Below are 17,033 nucleotides of genomic sequence, written 5' to 3' on the forward strand. Positions count from 1 at the left end.
TTAGCTTTGTTTATCCAACAATATTTTCAACAACAAGAATGGTCCAATCACCGCCACCGAGCCCCATAGTCCTGTCATATCATAATGCTGCATAACGACGAGCTGGATGAATGCGCCTACGATAATGGAAATATGCAGGATGATATGGCGGCGGTTGAAGGTCTGGATTTGCAGATTGTTGTCCTCCACTTTAATGCGGAAATAGGTGTATTCTATTAGAAACAGTAGGATATTGACGTTAAAAAACGTGTTTTGGAAGAAAAGCACCCGCGCATTTGCGCCAAGGAGCTCAGATTGTTCCCAATTCAGCATAAAACCGAACAGTACGACGATGAATACCAGATAGACAAACAGCAGAAAACCTGCGCCGAAAGCCTGCGCAAGGAGCAGTTTTCTATCTGCTAAGGTTTTTTTGTGCAACAACAGATAAATGAAGTCAACCAATGTCCGGATGGCTTCCTGAAACCAGAATAGGTAAATGATATAGAATACGGTCACCTCGCTCCGGAGTATACCCCAGATGGTGATGACCAATATAGTCAGGATGTCTATCTGACGGAGTTGTTTCATTTTTTCACTTTTTTATCTTTGGTTAGGTCTTAGCGGTACAGGCTCGTGCCCTGCCGAGCCTCCGCTGCATGCTGTACATCTGTTCGTCCGGTGTGTAGTAACCGGGGCTGTAGTGGTAGTCGTGGTTTTTTCCCACACGACGTAACCTGTGGGGCCTGTTTGGTAGCTTTTTTGTGTTTGGGTTACACCAGAGAAAACGGTATTGCTGGTCGGGTTTAAAAATCCGGTTCCATTGCAAATATTGCAGACTTTTCTTTGTACAGAACGTTCGCCTGTCAGCGATAGATTTGCCGTGCTGGCTACATCTATTCCGTCTAAATAAATCCGGCCGTTTGCTTTATTCATAATTACGTATTTTTTGCCATTGTACAGCACCACTGCGCCAGGGTAAAAGTTGTTGTCATACATTTTATCGGTTACGCTGTTGCCCGACAAAAAATTGCCGTTTTCAAATTCGCCGACTTTCTTCTCATCATTGTCATAATAGCTCCCTGTGCCGTGCAACTTGCCGTTTTGGAAATTTCCATAGGACAAGTCTCCTATGCCATTGTCAAATCCTTGATACCAGATATGGCTTCCCTTGCCGTTGAGCTCACCCTGCCTGAAATCGCCGTGGGTTACATAGTATCCGTGAGGTTGGTAATATCCGTTGTTGGATGCGTAGTTAGGGTCATACACGGGGGCCGGGCGTGCTATTCGTGTTCCGTATACCAGTGTGTTTCCGACGTGCATACCCCGACTACTGTACCTGATTTCGGGCTTGTCTAGCTTAAAATCTTGTCGTATGCCCAGACCATCGGGCATGCCATTTTTGAACTGCCCGATGTAGTATTCGTCGTCATAGTGGTTGACGGCATACATTAGGCCCCAGCCGTGGGGTTGGCCGTCCTTGTTGTAGGTGCCTTTGTAGATATATTTCACAGGCATACCGTGTATGTTTTTTGCTGTCTCGTCTATGATGACGTATTCATTGAGCCGCTGAAAATTGGTCAGAAACTCCTGAAACTGTTCTCGGTCTTCTACGGGTTCTCTGCCCAGGTTTTGGCGCAGCTCCTCCAGCAGGTCTGGTTCGATGTTGAACTTGCGAACATCATTCTTCCAATTTTTTTCTATGCCTGCGGGCAAGCTGAAGACAGTAGTGAAATAGGTCTTGCCGTTGTGTAAGTCCATTCCCAATGAAAGTGTTTTTTTGTCGGTATAGATGTTTATTTTTGTGGAATTATTCCAGGTTCCCACAATTTTTTCGCCTGTCTTCACAGAGGTACTGATTTCAAAACCTGCTTCCGCAAGCTGTCCGTTTTCATCGAACTTTTTGATGTGTTCGAGTACCAAAGCTTTGCCACCTTCTTTTGGAATATATTCGATTGTACCGGTAGTTTTGCCGTTTTGGCTGTAGTTGACGAGCATTGCTGTTTCATAATTTTTGATGCTCTTTAAGCCGGATTTGTACTGGAACAGCTTCCCGATGGTGAGCGGGATTTTGTTGGGGTGCAGGCTGTTGATGTCGTAGATATAGGTGGTGGTGCCGAAAGCTTTTATTTTCGGGCTTCCGCCGCTGGCGTATTCGTCCACCTCAAGGACAACATCGGGTTGCGTTTCTGCCACCACGATGGGATTTTTGTCTATGTCCGCCGCTATTTCTTTCACATATGCGGTTTTGGTGTCTGTGTTGTACTTTTTCTTTGCCCTGATGTTGTAGCCGGAGAAAAAGAACAGTACCTGTTCTTTTTTGTTGCCCTGCGCATCGGGGGCAAGCTCTACATAAGCCATATATAGGTAGGCGTGCTTACCGCTATTGGGCGACTTCAGGTCGATGACCATGTTAATGTCCGGTTTCATCTCGTGAGACAAGATGTAATCGGCGTAGAGGTACATTTTGCTGTATTTGGGGTTCTTGCTTTTTATTTCTATGCCGCCGGGGTCGAGACCTGACTTGCTTTTTTCTCGGAACTTGCTGAACTGCATATATATTTGGCGGTACGCTTCGTCATGTTGTTCGCGGCTTATACCTTTTCCTTCGGGGTCAAAGGACCTGCGGCAGGAGCTGATAGGTGATTGCGCATAGCTTGCCACCGCAAGCAGGGCAAAGACGATTGACAGTAGTACTGATTGTAAGGTTTTCATAGCTGTATTATTAATCAATTTTCCATTATCACTTATCAAATACCGTTTTCGGCAACTCCGGCATTTTCTTGGCAGCTTTGTATAGACCATTGCTTGTGCCTACCCAGAGGTAGCCATTGTTGTCTATCGAAGCACATTGGAGTTCGCCTTGCAGGTTTTTGTGGTTGATAAGGTATTTGCCATCGTAAAACAGCCTGTTGGCCTGCGACACATAAACGGCGTGTTTGCCCGTCAGATCCTGTCCGATATGGTACACTAGGTCGGCTTTCCAATAGAGGGCGAGTCGCAACCAACTGTTGCCGACCCCTTTACTGCCCGATTGATAGGGAGAAACGATACCCATCATAGCAGTAGGATTATATTCGTAGACACACAAAACAGTCGTTGCGCTATTGTTCTGTATATAAAAACCTGCACAATGGCTTTGTTGCCGTGTAGGCTCTCTATCGTCTATACGTGAAAAAGAAGGTGTACGACGGCTAAATATCTTCCGTCCATCCGGTGTGATGTTTCCGAAAAATCCATCCATTTTGGTCGTGCGGCCAAAACTGGCGTAGACCGATCCATCGTCATTCCATTGCGTACGTTGAAAATCGTGGATAATCGGATCGTTAAGCTGTGCAAGAATAGCTTCGCCATCGTAATCTAGGCTAATGGTGCCATTTTTTGGTGTATGGTACACCCAGAATTTTGCCCCAAAGGTGTACGGGCCTACACTAACTCCACCGATAAACAGTTTCTCGCCGTCTGATTTCAGCGCAATACTTTTCAGTGTTGCCCCAGTGATTTTCAGGCGTTCGGTCCAGGTATTTCCATTATCGTAAGAAAAGAAAATGCGGTTGTCGTTGTCCAGCAAGGCACCTACGGCAGCATTAAAAACGATGTCTTTATAACTCCATGTTCCGGGGGAAACGCCGATTTTTTCAAAACGTACCTCCTTTGCCCAATCGATCATGATTTCTTCGGCTGTAGGCTGTTTATCGGGCTGCGGATCTTCTTTTTTTCCGGGACATCCCCATAACAGCAGACAAAACAACAGCCATGTGTTGTTTTTGAGCAGAAGACCGATGGTGATATGTCTTGTTTTCATAATAGTCGGATTAATTGCACGCCGAAACAGTCTGGCTAAAGTTTACATCCTCCACGGTATAGGCCATGTCTTCGCTTCCGGAATAACTCATAAACGAAGTGAAAGCCGCGACATTGGTTTGTACCTCCGGGGTGTTAAAAGCCAGTGATTCGAGTTTGATATCCGTTAATCTGTTGTTGGATTTACAACCGGGATTTTTGGTGTCGACCCATTCGATAATAGTATTCTTAAAGTTATTTTCATTGACTAAAGTCACCATCGATGTGTTAAACGAAATAGCTGACCTTTTCAGGTTCGGCGGAAGGCTTACCTTATGGATTAGCTCCAGGTTCTTATTGAATATCAGTACATCTTTCGTTTTTAAATTGCTGCCCAGTTCGATAGTCGTGTTGAATGCAACGGCATAGTTGCCATCCTTGTCTCGGTGCATCCGCGTTACTTCAAACTGATCCAAACCATCTTTCAGGATAGCACTGTTCAGGATTTTTCCGTCGGAATCAAATTCAATGATGACCCCTCTGGGAAATAACGAGGATTGTTCACGGTAATGTGTTACGGCAAAAAATCGATTGGCTGCAACGTCAAGAATGGTATTGGTCGGAAACCCTGAAGTGGGAAACATCTTGAAGGGAGTTTTAACGGATTTAAGGGGTTTCAGGTCCGAAGTCCGCAGGATATGAAAATGCAATTGCCCGCCTCCCATCTGTACCATGATGTTTTCGCCGGCCTTAATAATATCCTGCCCGGGTGTCCAGCGCTCCCCTGTACTGCTAATACCGATTGTGTTAAGGACTTCACCATTTTCCGGATTCACCTTGAACAGGTACAGACTTGACAAGGCCCAAAGGTAGCCGTTGATATGTTTTACGGCTACAGGCTGCATATCACCCGGATCATTGTAGGCACTCAAGGTCATTTTTAGTTTTTTCTTCCATTGTACATTACCATTAGCATCTATTTTCATAAGCCCTACATTTCCTCCGCCAGCCTTTGCATAGTAATAGATATTGCCCTGTATATCTACGGAATGAGCGATTGCCTGAAAGGTTTCCGCTGAGCTGTATTTTTTAAGGATATCCATTTTTAGGTCTACAGTATTGAAACGGGCAAGGTAAGTGCCGGTAAGAATATCACAGCCGTAGATATGGTTGTTGTGCGCTCCAATCCACTCGAAATTAGGGATAGGAAGGCTTAGTTGCGTACTGCCGCTATTGCTCAGCCTAGGATCGGGTGTGCCCGGATTGTTATCATCGGTTTCTCCCGGAACTTCTTTCTTTCCGCAGGATAGCAATAACAGGAGGCAGAGTATGTGTAGCGCCTTCATAAGCGAAAATAGTTTGTAATTCTTAATGGATTAGTTATTCGCTTTAATATAAGCAATAAGATAGTCGTTGTATTTGTCCAGTGCATCCAGAACGGCTTTTTTATAAGCCTGTGGATTAGCTTGAATGGTATAGGTCGCTTCTAGATTGCCCCTTCCACTTTTGACTGCACCACGAGAAAAGATACTTGCCAAATCACCGACCACGGCACTTTTAATTTTTTTCATACTCTCTGGGATACCATCTGCAACAACTACATCATTGGCGTAGGGTACATTTGAAACTATGTTAAAGCCGTTCTGGAACATAGCATTGCAATAGCTCCAATTATCACCGGTGAATTTAGCGTATGTACCATCACCCTTGAACTGTTTGCCCATTGATGCCGCCGTTATGCCCTCAATGCGGATAACAGGGCGCATATCGGTTTCAAATTTATCGGTACGGGAACTGCCGTCCGTCAGTGTGAAGCTTGAAAGCCCCCGACTGATATTTTGGGTGATCTCGATAAAATCCACGGTAATGAACAATTGTCCGACCGGCATTTTCAAGTCATTGCCCAAAGAAGCATGTGCGCCCATCATCCCTGTGGGATACTCGATATAGGGCGCTTGATTAGCGGTAAATATTTTGGCTACCCCCCAATTTTTCTTATTGATTTCCCGTTGAAGATCAGTGTTATTCTCCACTAGTTTTTGGTAAGACTTGTGATCTTTGTAGCTGTCGTTCAGCGAAAAGCCATTTGCTTTGAGTTTTTCCGATAGACTTTTGTAATATTCGTTCGCTATTTCCTGCAAAAGGGCGTCATCGATACCTTCGAGGAAACCCCAAGTGATGACATTGCCTACCTTGCGCTTCTCCTGTTCCTGACGGGTGGCTAGTTTGAATTGCAGATTGACGCTCGTGAGTGCGGCTTCAGTAGCTTTTTTAAAAGGCGCACGGTGTGTCCCTTTCGGCGCGAACGCTTGTTTGATTTCTTTTTCGGTAGGTTGTTGTGCTTGTACTATACCCGTGATAGCGATGATAAGTAATGCCGTGCTTGCTAATTTTTTGATTAATGTATTCATGATTTTTATCGATTAGAATGGTTATTGTAGCGGAGTTTCTAAAAAGGCCTAGAAATTCCTGTGATTTCTCGAATTTTAATAGCAATCTAATTAACCAATAAAACGGAATAAAAATGCCATAAAGGATGACGGGCTTGTCTCAACTTCCTCGTAAAGTAGTCTCAATTTCTTTTGTGTATGGTTTTAAACGCCTGAAAAATAGTGCTTTTTTGTTTTTGTGTCATTTAAAATAGAAGTATCGGTTTGATACCGAAAATTAAGCTCTGTACACTGTCAAAGACGTATAATATCGAAATTTGGGTACTTTTTAGTATTATTGTAGCATAGAAAGAATACTTATCAATATACCAGATAGGCACCGATGTATATTTCAGACTCGTTCGTTTTACAAATAAATCTGCTGGCAATTATTGTCCTGTTAACTATAGTATGCAGCTTGATATTCAGAAAGAATAATGTAAAAGCAAATATTTTTCTTGGGATTTTGGTGTTGTATGCTGTATCTACAGTTATCCATAATGTTATTTCTATTTTTTTAGAGAAACCAGAACTGCTGTTTCTCAATTCGATAAATGGCAGTATCAACTTTACTTTTGGCCCTGTATTGTTAGCGTATTTGGCTCTCATACAAGGGAAACACATCCGGTCGGAAGTAAAGAGTTTATGGCATTTTGTGCCTTCGGTATTGACTTTCTTGAGTTCTGGATATTATATTATGATTCCGTACACAGAAAAGGTAATCGTTATGAATAAGGTACAAGCAGGCGAAGAACCCTTTTTCAATGTGATGTCCCTGCTATTGCTTATTCACTTTTGCTGTTATCTATATGTGGGCTGGAAAAAAGTAAGCCAGTATAAAGAAAAGGCGATAGATTTAGGGATGGATGAGATAACGATTTCCGTGAAATGGCAACGAGCATTTCTACTGTGTCTCATTTCGCTGAATCTGTTGCTGTTGCTGGCTTATGTCGTTCCGGTACTCATCACGGGGAAATCACATGTTTATTTGGATTTGCTAGCTGTGCCTGTTGCATCCCTTTTTATGTACGGTTTTATGCTGTACAAAGGCTTATCCTACCATGCGATATATAACAAGCCGGCATATCAGGCATTCTCGGAAACAGTTACTCCGCTTAATAATTTTATTGAAGAAGTTGAAATATTAACAAAGGCAAAAACAGCGCATAGGGATGAACTTAACAGTGATGTCAATCTGCAACTAAGACTGCAACAGCTTTTTGATATAGAAAAAATACATACTAAAACCGGATTGAAATTGTATGATGTTGCAGAACTGTTGCATGTCCGTCCGGCAGTGTTATCCACTTTCATCAATACACAATTGAAGATGACTTTTTTTGAGATGGTAAACCGCTATCGTGTCGAAGAGGCAAAACAAATGCTGATACATAAGGACTATCAGCGCTATAAAGTGGAGTATATTGCTGAAATTTCCGGTTTTAATTCCAGAGCATCCTTTTTCCGTGTTTTCAAAAAACATCTGGGTAAGACACCTCAGGAATTTAGAGAGGAATACTTTTTGAACAGCGAAAAGTATGCGGAGCAATCTTAATAGAACAAATCAATTAACTGTTTTGCTTCTTTCACATCGTGTACGCGAAGTATCTGGACACCTCTTTCCAATAAAAGAGTGTTTAAGGCAGTCGTGGCATTTAGGGATTCATTTGGCGTAATCCCCAGTTTTTTATAGATCATAGACTTTCTCGATATACCCCCAAGGATAGGTAATCCAAGGTAATGTAATTCATTCACGCGATACAGCAGCTCATAATTCTGTTCCGTTGTTTTTGCAAATCCAAATCCCGGATCGAGAATAATGTCTTTTACACCGAATGCGCGGAGGGCGGCCACACGTTCTCCCAATTCGGTAGCTACATCAGTGACGACATCTTCATAAGTTGTTAATTGCTGCATGTTTTCCGGTGTTCCCCGCATGTGCATCAAGATGTAAGGAACCTGTAGCTGCGCTACTGTAGTAAACATCTCCTCATCCAGATTGCCGCCTGAGATATCATTGATGATATGTGCACCCGCCTGTACACAGACTTTGGCGATATGCGCTCTAAATGTGTCTATTGATAGGATAATATCAGGAAACTCATGAATTAAGGCTTCGATAACAGGTGCAGACCGGTCAATTTCCTCTTGTGGAGAAATCCAGACTGCTCCCGGTCTTGATGAGAATGCACCGATGTCGATGATATCGACCCCTGCTTGAAGCATCCGTCGGGTATGTTGTAGTGCTTGAGCTACAGTATTGTGCCTTCCCCCGTCATAGAAAGAGTCCGGAGTTACATTCAATATGCCCATAATAAGAGGCTTGTCAAATGTCAGGAGTCGACCATTGATACGAATGCTCTGTGTGGGATGAGACCTGAATATATACATATTTATTTGATCACGAGGATGCCGTTGGCAATTACAGTGATGGTGCGTTTTTTCTGTTGGGTATCTTTATCTTCTCTCTCTCGGGCTGTTGCTGCTCCTTCCAGAACAATATTTTTTCCGACCAGATCCTGAGGTACAATATAAGCGTAGTCGGCAAAGCGAACCATGATAGGCTCTTTAGTACTTTCATTTTGCAAGGTGAGAAAACAGCCACTGCTCTTGCACACCTGTGTGACCTTGCCTGTTAGCTTGCCTGAGAATTTATCTGATTTTTCCAAATAGTTTTCCAGTCCCTGTACTGAGATTGCATTGTTTTTATCAATAGTTTTTCCATAGTTGACCCCTGGTTTGGCAGGTTTGACATCATCCTTTTGCTGTCCAAAGGAGTTGAACATGAAGGCTACTATAAGTAGTGTGATTGTGAATAAAGCTTTCATTAGGGTATTTATTTACGTAAAAATTCAAATTTTCCAGTTGAATCGAGCTTCATAATGACCGAAGGTTGTCCTTTGCTTTTATCCTGTTGACCGAACTTGACAATATAATCTACGCCTGTTTTTATTTCGTCGGATATGTTGTCGAAGGATTTTGCCGAAGGTGCTCTACTCAGATTTGCTGAAGTAGAGATAATAGGTTTTCTAAACCGTTGCAATAATTGCTGACAAAAAGGGTGCTCCACGATACGGATTCCAATTGAACCATCTTCGGCAACGACATTTTCGGGTAAATTTTTCGATTTGGAATATACTATTGTAAGCGGTCTATCGGTCGCTTCGATCAATTCATAAGCAATTTCCGGAACATCGTGTACATAACCCGCCAGTTGATTGTCGCTATGTAGTAGAATGATCAGGCTCTTGCTTTTATCCCTGCCTTTTAATGCAAATATTTTTTCCACAGCTTCCGAATTTGTTGCGTCGCAACCGATACCCCAAATGGTATCGGTTGGATACAAAATTAATCCGCCGTTTTTTAACGTCTCAAGTGCTTGATTGAGATCTTCTCTATTTACAAAAGTAGACATGGTTTATTTTGTTAAACAGCAACGTTATGCTCACGCAAAGCATCGTTTAATGAGGTTTTCTTGTCTGTAGATTCTTTACGTTTTCCAATAATTAAAGCGCAAGGCACCTGATATTCACCAGCAGGGAATTTTTTAGTATACGACCCCGGAATAACGACTGAGCGAGCCGGAACATAGCCTTTGTATTCAACAGGCTCAGGTCCTGACACATCGATGATTTTAGTCGAGGCTGTCAATACGACATTTGCACCAAGTACAGCCTCTGTTTCAACGCGGATGCCTTCAACAACGATAGCACGGGATCCTACAAATACATTGTCTTCGATCACAACTGGTGCAGCTTGTACGGGTTCTAATACACCTCCAATTCCGACACCTCCTGATAAATGGACATTTTTGCCTATTTGAGCACAAGAACCTACTGTAGCCCAGGTATCGACCATCGTTCCTTCATCTACATAAGCACCAATATTTACATAAGAAGGCATCATGATTACACCTTTCGCGAGATACGCTCCGTATCGGGCTGAAGCTCCGGGTACTACACGAACACCTAATTCTTTGTAGTTTGTTTTCAATTTCATTTTATCGTGATATACGAAAGGTTTGTTGTCAATCTCCTTCATTTCACGGATAGGGAAATATAAAATCACCGCTTTTTTAATCCAATCGTTCACATGCCAACGTCCACCAATAGGTTCTGCCACCCGTAAATCACCCGTATCTAGCTTCATGATTACGTATTGGATAGCCTCAAAGTATTCCTTATATTGCAATAATTGTCTGTCTTCCCAAGCTTCTTCGATTAGTTTTTGTAGTTCCATCTTTAAATTAAATACTGATTAAAAAATAAGAACAAAGATGCTCATTTTTGTTGAGAAGTCCTTTACATGATGGGCTATTTTTGATGTAATATGACTAATTTAATTTTGTATATGCACGCCAAGTTGGCTAAGTTTGTTGTATGGCTACTGAATCCGAAAAATTACGCGTTGATAAATACTTATGGTGCATCCGTGTCTTTAAAACCAGAAGTTTGGCGACTGAAGCCTGCAAAGCCGGTCGGGTAAAATTGAATGGACAAAATATTAAACCATCCTACGTAGTAAAGGTAGGAGAGGCATATACTGTCCAAAAGGGTGTGGAAAGAAAGGTGATACGGGTAACAGGTTTGCTTGAACGACGTGTAGATGCAAAAACAGCTGTTCAATTTTATGAAGATGAAACACCTGTAGAAGAAACAAATGCTTTTAAATCGGTTTTTCAGGCACCGGTCTTAAAGAGGGACCGAGGGGCAGGGCGTCCGACTAAGCGAGATCGCCGTGAAATAGATAGTCTTCAATCGGATTGGTGGGAAGAAGAAAAATAAAACCGTCTTCTAGCGAGCTAAAAGACGGTTTAGATGTAAATATATTGATCGATTAGTTAGGCGTAATTATAAACAGCTTCCTTACTTTCCAATTCGGTACTTCCCATTAAGAATTCATCGACTTTACGTGCGCACTCACGACCTTCCGAAATGGCCCATACGACTAAGGATTGTCCTCGACGCATGTCGCCGGCTACGAAAATTTTGTCTGCAGTTGTCTTGTATTCGTTTTCCGTAGCTTGTACATTTCCTCTGCCATCCAACGTTACCCCCAATTGTTGTAGAAGGCCTTCATGTTGCGGATGTAAGAAACCCATTGCTAGGGTCACCAATTCGCAGGGAATTTCACGTTGAGAGCCTTCCACTTCTTTGAAGGATGTGGGTCTTCCTAACGCATCTGTTTCCCATTCCAGGTCTACGACTAATGCGCCTCGCAAGTTGCCTTCCGCATCGCCTAAAAACTCTTTGGTGCTAATGCTCCAATGTCTTTGGCAACCTTCTTCATGAGAGGTTGTTGTCTTCAATAGCATAGGATATGTCGGCCAAGGCATGGCAGCAGTACGCGTTTGCGGAGGTTGCGGCATTAACTCAAATTGGGTAACGGATTTAGCGCCATGACGGTTAGATGTTCCGACACAGTCAGATCCCGTGTCACCACCACCTATTACCAACACATTTTTATCTGTTGCCGTTATTTCTGCAACATTGATCGGTGAGTTTCCTACACGTTTATTTTGCTGTTTCAAGAATTCCATCGCGAAATGAACTCCTTTAAGATCACGTCCCGGGATATTCAGATTACGTGGAATAGTGGATCCGCCGGCTAATACGACAGCGTGATATGCGCTCAATTCGGAAGCGGGTACATTGTTTCCGACTTCTGCATTGGTACGGAATTCAATGCCGGATTCTGCCATGATTTCAATACGACGATCGATGACAGATTTGTCCAATTTAAAATCGGGTATGCCATAACGTAATAATCCTCCTACTTTATCGTCACGTTCGTACACAACGACATCATGACCAGCTTTGTTTAACTGTGCCGCCGCCGCCAGGCCCGATGGCCCTGAACCTACAACAGCAATCTTTTTTCCTGTTTTTAAATGGATTTTGTTGGGTTTAACGTAACCCTTTTTGTAAGCAATCTCGATAATGTGTTTTTCGATCTCTTCGATAGCTACTGGTGATTTATTGATGCCTAATACACATGCTGATTCACACGGTGCAGGACAGATACGTCCTGTAAATTCCGGAAAATTGTTGGTAGATGATAATATATTATAGGCATCTTCCCATTTTCCATCGTAGACTGCATCGTTAAATTCGGGAATTACGTTCCCCAATGGACATCCTGAATGACAAAATGGGATTCCACAGTCCATACAACGTGCCGCTTGGCTATTTAGTTGATCCTCCGAAAAGAGGTGTACAAATTCTTGATAATTTTGTTTTCTACTTTCTACAGCGTCTTTTTGAGGAGCCGCTCTGTCAAATTCTAAAAATCCTGTTGGTTTTCCCATGATACTTTCCCTCTTATTTTATGCTACAACCAATTTTTTTCTTAATACATTTTTATATTCACGTGGGAATACTTTGATGAAACGTACTTTCTCTGTTGCCCAATTGTTTAGGATATAAGATGCTCTTTCACTATTTGTCAATAAAATATGACGTTTCAATAGTGCAATGATTGTAGTCTCATCTTCGGATTCCAGTGGGTCTAGATCAACCATTTCCTGGTTGCAATTTTCTCTGAAGGTGCCGTTGATGTCATAGATCCAGGCAATACCACCGCTCATTCCTGCAGCAAAGTTACGCCCTGTAGATCCCAGGATCAGGGCTTTACCACCTGTCATATATTCACATCCGTGATCACCTATTCCTTCTACTACTGCGGTAGCTCCAGAGTTACGTACGGCAAACCGTTCGCCGGCCATACCGTTAATAAACAGGTGTCCCGAAGTAGCGCCGTAAAGGGCAACGTTGCCAATGATAATATTATCGTGTGGAACAAGTGTGCTCACTTTCGCTGGATAGATGGCTAGTTGCGCTCCCGATAAACCCTTACCTACATAATCGTTTGCTTCACCTTCTAACTCAAAAGAAATTCCTTTGGTATTGAATGCACCAAATGACTGACCCGCTGAACCTTCAAATTTGAAATTGATGGTATTATCGGGTAGCCCCTCAGCGCCGTATAATTTGGATATTTCATTGGATAATAAAGTTCCGATGGTACGGTCTGTATTTTTTACCAGGAAGGTTCCGAATACAGGTGTCTTCGTGTCCAAAGCCAGTTTAGCTTGTTTTACGAGACCCCAGTCTAAAATCATGCTCATACCATGATCTTGCTCTTCGGTGTTATACAGTGTTTCACCCGTTGCATTTCTAGCGACGTGTAAGATTCCGGAGAAATCAATTTTGTTGGCTTTCCAATGCTGAATATCTTCACGTTTTTTAAGGAATTGTGCACGACCTACCATTTCATTGATGGTACGGAAGCCTAATTCTGCCATGATTTCCCGCATTTCTTCTGCTAAGAATTGGAATAAGTTTACGATATCTTCAGGTTTTCCGGAGAATAACTTGCGCAATTCCGGATCTTGTGTCGCTACACCTACCGGGCAGGTATTTAAGTGGCATTTGCGCATCATAATACATCCACCCGCTACTAAGGCCGCAGTTGCCACACCCCATTCTTCGGCACCTAATAATGTAGCGATAACTAAATCGCGACCTGTTTTCATTTGGCCGTCGGCTTGCAATACAACACGACTTCTTAGTTTGTTCTGTACCAATGTTTGATGTGCCTCGGCTAATCCTAATTCCCAAGGAAGACCTGCATGTTTAATCGAACTGATGGGAGAGGCTCTGTACCGCCGTCATATCCTGCTATTAAGATTACATCAGCGTGTGCTTTTGCAACACCTGCTGCAATTGTTCCGACTCCGGCTTTAGAAACTAATTTCACGTTGATACGTGCGTCTCTGTTCGCGTTTTTAAGATCAAAGATTAATTGTGCTAAATCTTCAATGGAGTAAATATCGTGATGTGGGGGAGGAGAAATTAAACCCACGCCAGGTGTTGAGTGACGTACTTTAGCAATCCATTCGTCTACTTTATGTCCGGGTAACTGGCCACCTTCTCCTGGTTTAGCCCCTTGTGCCATTTTGATTTGAAGCTCATCTGCTTGTGTCAGGTAATTGGATGTTACACCAAATCGTCCCGAAGCCACTTGTTTGATAGCCGAGCGCATCGAATCACCGTTAGGCAATTTTTGATAGCGTAACTCATCTTCCCCACCTTCACCCGTATTGGACTTCCCGCCGACACGGTTCATGGCAATAGCTAATGTACTGTGTGCTTCATGCGAAATAGATCCAAAGGACATCGCTCCGGTTGCGAATCTTTTCATGATTTCACTTACAGGTTCTACTTCATCAATAGAAATAGCTGTACGATGCTTTGCAAAGTCCAACAGCCCACGTAAGGTAAAAATACGTTCTTTCTGATTATTAATAAGTGCAGAATATTTTTTAAAGGTCTGAAAGTCATCTGTGCGGCATGCCTGCTGCAATAAGTGTACAGTTTGCGGATTCCACAAGTGTCCCTCGCCACGTCTTTTCCATTGGTAGACACCGCCTTCCGGCAATAAGCTTTTTGGAGATCGATTGTTTTCAAAGCTTCTCCAGTGTTTGGCTAATGCTTCTTTTGCGATATCATCTAACTGTAATCCGCCAATACGTGAAACTGCTCCACAGAAATATTTATCGACTACTTCTTTGTCTATACCCAATACTTCAAATATTTGAGCACCGTGATACGACTGAAGCGTCGAGATGCCCATCTTTGAAAATATTTTCAATAGGCCGTTGCAAACTGCTTTGACGTAATTTTTCCGTAATTGATCCCAGGTAAGTTCGGTGTCTAACTGCCCTTCTTCGCGCATGGTACGGATACTTGCTAACGCCATATATGGATTGATTGCCGTAGCACCAAAAGCCAACAAGCATGCGAAGTGGTGTACTTCCCAGGCATCTCCGGCTTCGACGACTAAACCAACAGCTCCTCTGTTTCCGGTTTTGATCAAATGGTGATGTACAGCAGATACGGCCAGGATAGAGGGTATGGCTGCATGTTGTGAGTCAATGGCTCTATCCGATAAGATAATTACTTCGAAGCCATCACGTACGGCATCGTCAGCATAGCGACAGAGACGCTCAATACCGGCTTCTAAAGAGCCTGGCTTGCCATCTGCACGGAAATAGGATTGTAATGTTTTGGCTTGGAATACGCCGGTGTCGATCGAGCGTAATTTCTCCAGTTCGCTAGACGTTAGTATAGGATGTTCTAAGGTTACACAATGACAGAATTTTTTATCTTCAATGAGTATGTTTCCGGCATTTCCAATGAATGTCGCCAAGCTCATAACCAAGCGCTCGCGAATAGGGTCTATGGGCGGGTTGGTAACTTGTGCAAAGAATTGTTTGAAATAGCTTGATAAGTGCTGAGGTTGGTCTGACAATAATGCCAATGGAACATCTGTGCCCATTGAACCTATTGGCTCATAACCTGTAACGGCCATGGGTGTAAGGATTGTTTCCAGATCCTCGCGTGAGTATCCAAAAGATTGCTGGTATTTGAATACAGACTCTTTTGATAAATAGGTGAATGTAACACGTGGTTCAGCTAATTCCTCTAACTTGATTTTGTAATTGTCTAGCCATTCACCGTAAGGTTGTTGACGAACTAATTCACCTTTTACTTCCTCATCGCTGCGGATAAGACCGGCTTCCATGTCCACAACAAAGATTTTTCCGGGTTGTTGACGGCCTTTTTTGATAATGGTAGATTCATCTATAGGAAGGGCTCCGGCTTCAGAAGCTACAACAACACGGTCATCTGATGTGATGGCATAGCGCAAGGGACGAAGGCCATTGCGATCTAATGTCGCGCCAATCGTTTTACCATCCGTAAAACATAATGCAGCGGGGCCGTCCCAGGGCTCCATTAGTGTCGCGTGGTATTCATAGAACGCTCTTTTCAACGGATCCATCTGTGTATTACCATCCCAAGCTTCAGGAACAAGCATGAGCATCACATGGGGTAAACTACGGCCGCTGTGCAATAAAAGTTCTACTACATTGTCTAAACAGGCCGAATCAGATTGGCCTTTGTCGACTATCGGTAACAGGATTTCCATTTCTTCTGCTGTAAAATAGGGAGAAGAAAGGGAGCGTACACCTGCATAAAACCAGTTTAGGTTTCCGGTAAGTGTATTGATCTCGCCGTTGTGTGCAATCATGCGGAACGGTTGAGCTAATGACCAGGAAGGGAATGTATTAGTAGAAAAACGCGAATGTACCAATCCGAAAGCGGAAACGACACGGGTGTCACGAAGGTCTTCGAAATAAGAGCCTACTTGATAGGTCGTTAATTGACCTTTGTAGATGATCGTTTTGCATGATAACGATGCAATATATAAAGGTAGTGGATAACTTTGTTTTTGTTTTACTTTTTGAATGATTAAACGTCTTAATACATAGAGTTTTCGCTCGAACTCTTCTGTATTTGCCACACCATCCGGGCGGGAAACGAAAAATTGAATGATTTCTGGTTCAGCACCTAACGCGGTAGGGCCAATGCCTTGGCGATTCACGGGAACGGAACGGAATCCAAGAAAGGTCATCTTGCGTTCTTCCGCAGCTTCTTGTATTATAGTTCGGCAGAATTGATTTAATTCGGACTCCTTTGGAAGAAATACCATTCCGGTTCCATAATAACCCGGTTCTTCCAGTTGAATACCTAATTTAATGCATTCTTCCCACAAAAATTCATGTGGTAACTGAATCATAATACCAGCGCCATCTCCACTCTCTGGGTCGCATCCGCATGCACCACGGTGTTCCATGTTTTCCAACATAGTAAGCGCATCTTTCACCTGAGCATGTGATTTTTGCCCTTTGATATGGGCAACAAAACCAACACCACATGCGTCATGTTCAAATTCCGGGTTGTAAAGTCCTTCTTGCTGCATTCTTTCGTTAATCATTTT

General features: G+C 43.0%; 12 protein-coding genes and 1 pseudogene. 2 read left to right on the forward strand and 11 right to left on the reverse strand.

All coding sequences use genetic code 11. The features are described 5' to 3' along the window. The 5 genes from E4F24_RS04260 to E4F24_RS04280 form a co-directional block, all read right to left on the reverse strand. Positions 1–570 (reverse strand): DUF6498-containing protein, encoded by a 570-nt coding sequence (locus E4F24_RS04260; protein WP_140937429.1) that lies wholly within the window; start codon positions 568–570, stop codon positions 1–3. Positions 571–582: 12 nt separating this feature from the next. Beyond that, the gene (locus tag E4F24_RS04265; protein ID WP_216629125.1) at positions 583–2,445 is read right to left on the reverse strand and encodes an MORN repeat-containing protein; all 1,863 of its coding nucleotides are present in this window, start codon (positions 2,443–2,445) and stop codon (positions 583–585) included. 277 nt (positions 2,446–2,722) lie between these two features. After that, complete coding sequence (locus tag E4F24_RS04270; protein ID WP_140937431.1) at positions 2,723–3,784, reverse strand: hypothetical protein; 1,062 nt, start codon at positions 3,782–3,784, stop codon at positions 2,723–2,725. A 10-nt stretch (positions 3,785–3,794) separates the two neighbouring features. After that, entirely contained in the window at positions 3,795–5,108 is a 1,314-nt protein-coding gene (locus E4F24_RS04275) for a hypothetical protein (protein WP_140937432.1), read from the reverse strand. A 30-nt stretch (positions 5,109–5,138) separates the two neighbouring features. Next, positions 5,139–6,173: a hypothetical protein gene (locus E4F24_RS04280; RefSeq protein ID WP_140937433.1), complete on the reverse strand. Its 1,035-nt coding sequence runs from the start codon at positions 6,171–6,173 to the stop codon at positions 5,139–5,141. Between the two features lie 436 nt (positions 6,174–6,609). On the opposite strand from E4F24_RS04280, the gene E4F24_RS04285 reads away from it, so the two are divergent. Next, on the forward strand, positions 6,610–7,746 hold the full coding sequence (locus E4F24_RS04285) for a helix-turn-helix domain-containing protein (protein ID WP_181182361.1): 1,137 nt from the start codon (positions 6,610–6,612) through the stop codon (positions 7,744–7,746). On the opposite strand, the gene folP is transcribed toward E4F24_RS04285, so the two are convergent. Genes folP through E4F24_RS04305 form a run of 4 tightly spaced genes read right to left on the reverse strand, consistent with a single transcriptional unit; the run spans position 7,743 to position 10,430 of the window. Continuing rightward, on the reverse strand, positions 7,743–8,582 hold the full coding sequence (gene folP / locus E4F24_RS04290) for a dihydropteroate synthase (protein ID WP_140937435.1): 840 nt from the start codon (positions 8,580–8,582) through the stop codon (positions 7,743–7,745). The two genes, E4F24_RS04285 and folP, sit on opposite strands and share 4 nt — an antisense overlap. Before the next feature lie 2 nt (positions 8,583–8,584). Further along, positions 8,585–9,019 carry a DUF4920 domain-containing protein gene (locus E4F24_RS04295; RefSeq protein WP_140937436.1) on the reverse strand — a complete coding sequence of 145 codons (435 nt, stop codon included), beginning with the start codon at positions 9,017–9,019 and terminating at the stop codon, positions 8,585–8,587. Positions 9,020–9,027: 8 nt separating this feature from the next. After that, a complete protein-coding gene (locus E4F24_RS04300; protein WP_140937437.1) occupies positions 9,028–9,606 on the reverse strand; it encodes an L-threonylcarbamoyladenylate synthase in 579 nt (192 codons plus the stop codon). An 11-nt stretch (positions 9,607–9,617) separates the two neighbouring features. Continuing rightward, positions 9,618–10,430 carry a 2,3,4,5-tetrahydropyridine-2,6-dicarboxylate N-succinyltransferase gene (locus E4F24_RS04305; protein ID WP_140937438.1) on the reverse strand — a complete coding sequence of 271 codons (813 nt, stop codon included), beginning with the start codon at positions 10,428–10,430 and terminating at the stop codon, positions 9,618–9,620. A 140-nt stretch (positions 10,431–10,570) separates the two neighbouring features. Here E4F24_RS04305 and E4F24_RS04310 point away from each other — a divergent pair, with 140 nt between their 5' ends. Then, positions 10,571–10,975, forward strand: coding sequence for an RNA-binding S4 domain-containing protein (locus E4F24_RS04310; protein ID WP_140937439.1), 405 nt, complete (start codon positions 10,571–10,573; stop codon positions 10,973–10,975). Between the two features lie 56 nt (positions 10,976–11,031). Here E4F24_RS04310 and E4F24_RS04315 read toward each other — a convergent pair whose 3' ends face one another. Together E4F24_RS04315 and gltB are read right to left on the reverse strand one after the other, a co-directional pair. Next, the gene (locus E4F24_RS04315) at positions 11,032–12,498 is read right to left on the reverse strand and encodes a glutamate synthase subunit beta (protein WP_140937440.1); all 1,467 of its coding nucleotides are present in this window, start codon (positions 12,496–12,498) and stop codon (positions 11,032–11,034) included. A gap of 18 nt (positions 12,499–12,516) precedes the next feature. Then, positions 12,517–17,030: pseudogene (gene gltB / locus E4F24_RS04320) on the reverse strand (glutamate synthase large subunit). Positions 17,031–17,033 lie beyond the last annotated feature (3 nt).

The sequence above is a fragment of the Sphingobacterium lumbrici genome (genome assembly GCF_006476045.1).
Taxonomy (GTDB): domain Bacteria; phylum Bacteroidota; class Bacteroidia; order Sphingobacteriales; family Sphingobacteriaceae; genus Sphingobacterium; species Sphingobacterium lumbrici.

Excerpts from the sequence above, each read along its gene's own strand:
- E4F24_RS04300 (WP_140937437.1), bottom strand. The coding sequence starts at position 9,606 with ATGTCTACTTTTGTAAATAGAGAAGATCTCAATCAAGCACTTGAGACG.
- E4F24_RS04305 (WP_140937438.1), bottom strand. The coding sequence starts at position 10,430 with ATGGAACTACAAAAACTAATCGAAGAAGCTTGGGAAGACAGACAATTA.
- E4F24_RS04310 (WP_140937439.1), top strand. The coding sequence starts at position 10,571 with ATGGCTACTGAATCCGAAAAATTACGCGTTGATAAATACTTATGGTGC.
- E4F24_RS04265 (WP_216629125.1), bottom strand. The coding sequence starts at position 2,445 with ATGTACCTCTACGCCGATTACATCTTGTCTCACGAGATGAAACCGGAC.
- E4F24_RS04270 (WP_140937431.1), bottom strand. The coding sequence starts at position 3,784 with ATGAAAACAAGACATATCACCATCGGTCTTCTGCTCAAAAACAACACA.
- E4F24_RS04260 (WP_140937429.1), bottom strand. The coding sequence starts at position 570 with ATGAAACAACTCCGTCAGATAGACATCCTGACTATATTGGTCATCACC.
- E4F24_RS04275 (WP_140937432.1), bottom strand. The coding sequence starts at position 5,108 with ATGAAGGCGCTACACATACTCTGCCTCCTGTTATTGCTATCCTGCGGA.
- E4F24_RS04280 (WP_140937433.1), bottom strand. The coding sequence starts at position 6,173 with ATGAATACATTAATCAAAAAATTAGCAAGCACGGCATTACTTATCATC.
- E4F24_RS04315 (WP_140937440.1), bottom strand. The coding sequence starts at position 12,498 with ATGGGAAAACCAACAGGATTTTTAGAATTTGACAGAGCGGCTCCTCAA.
- folP (WP_140937435.1), bottom strand. The coding sequence starts at position 8,582 with ATGTATATATTCAGGTCTCATCCCACACAGAGCATTCGTATCAATGGT.
- E4F24_RS04295 (WP_140937436.1), bottom strand. The coding sequence starts at position 9,019 with ATGAAAGCTTTATTCACAATCACACTACTTATAGTAGCCTTCATGTTC.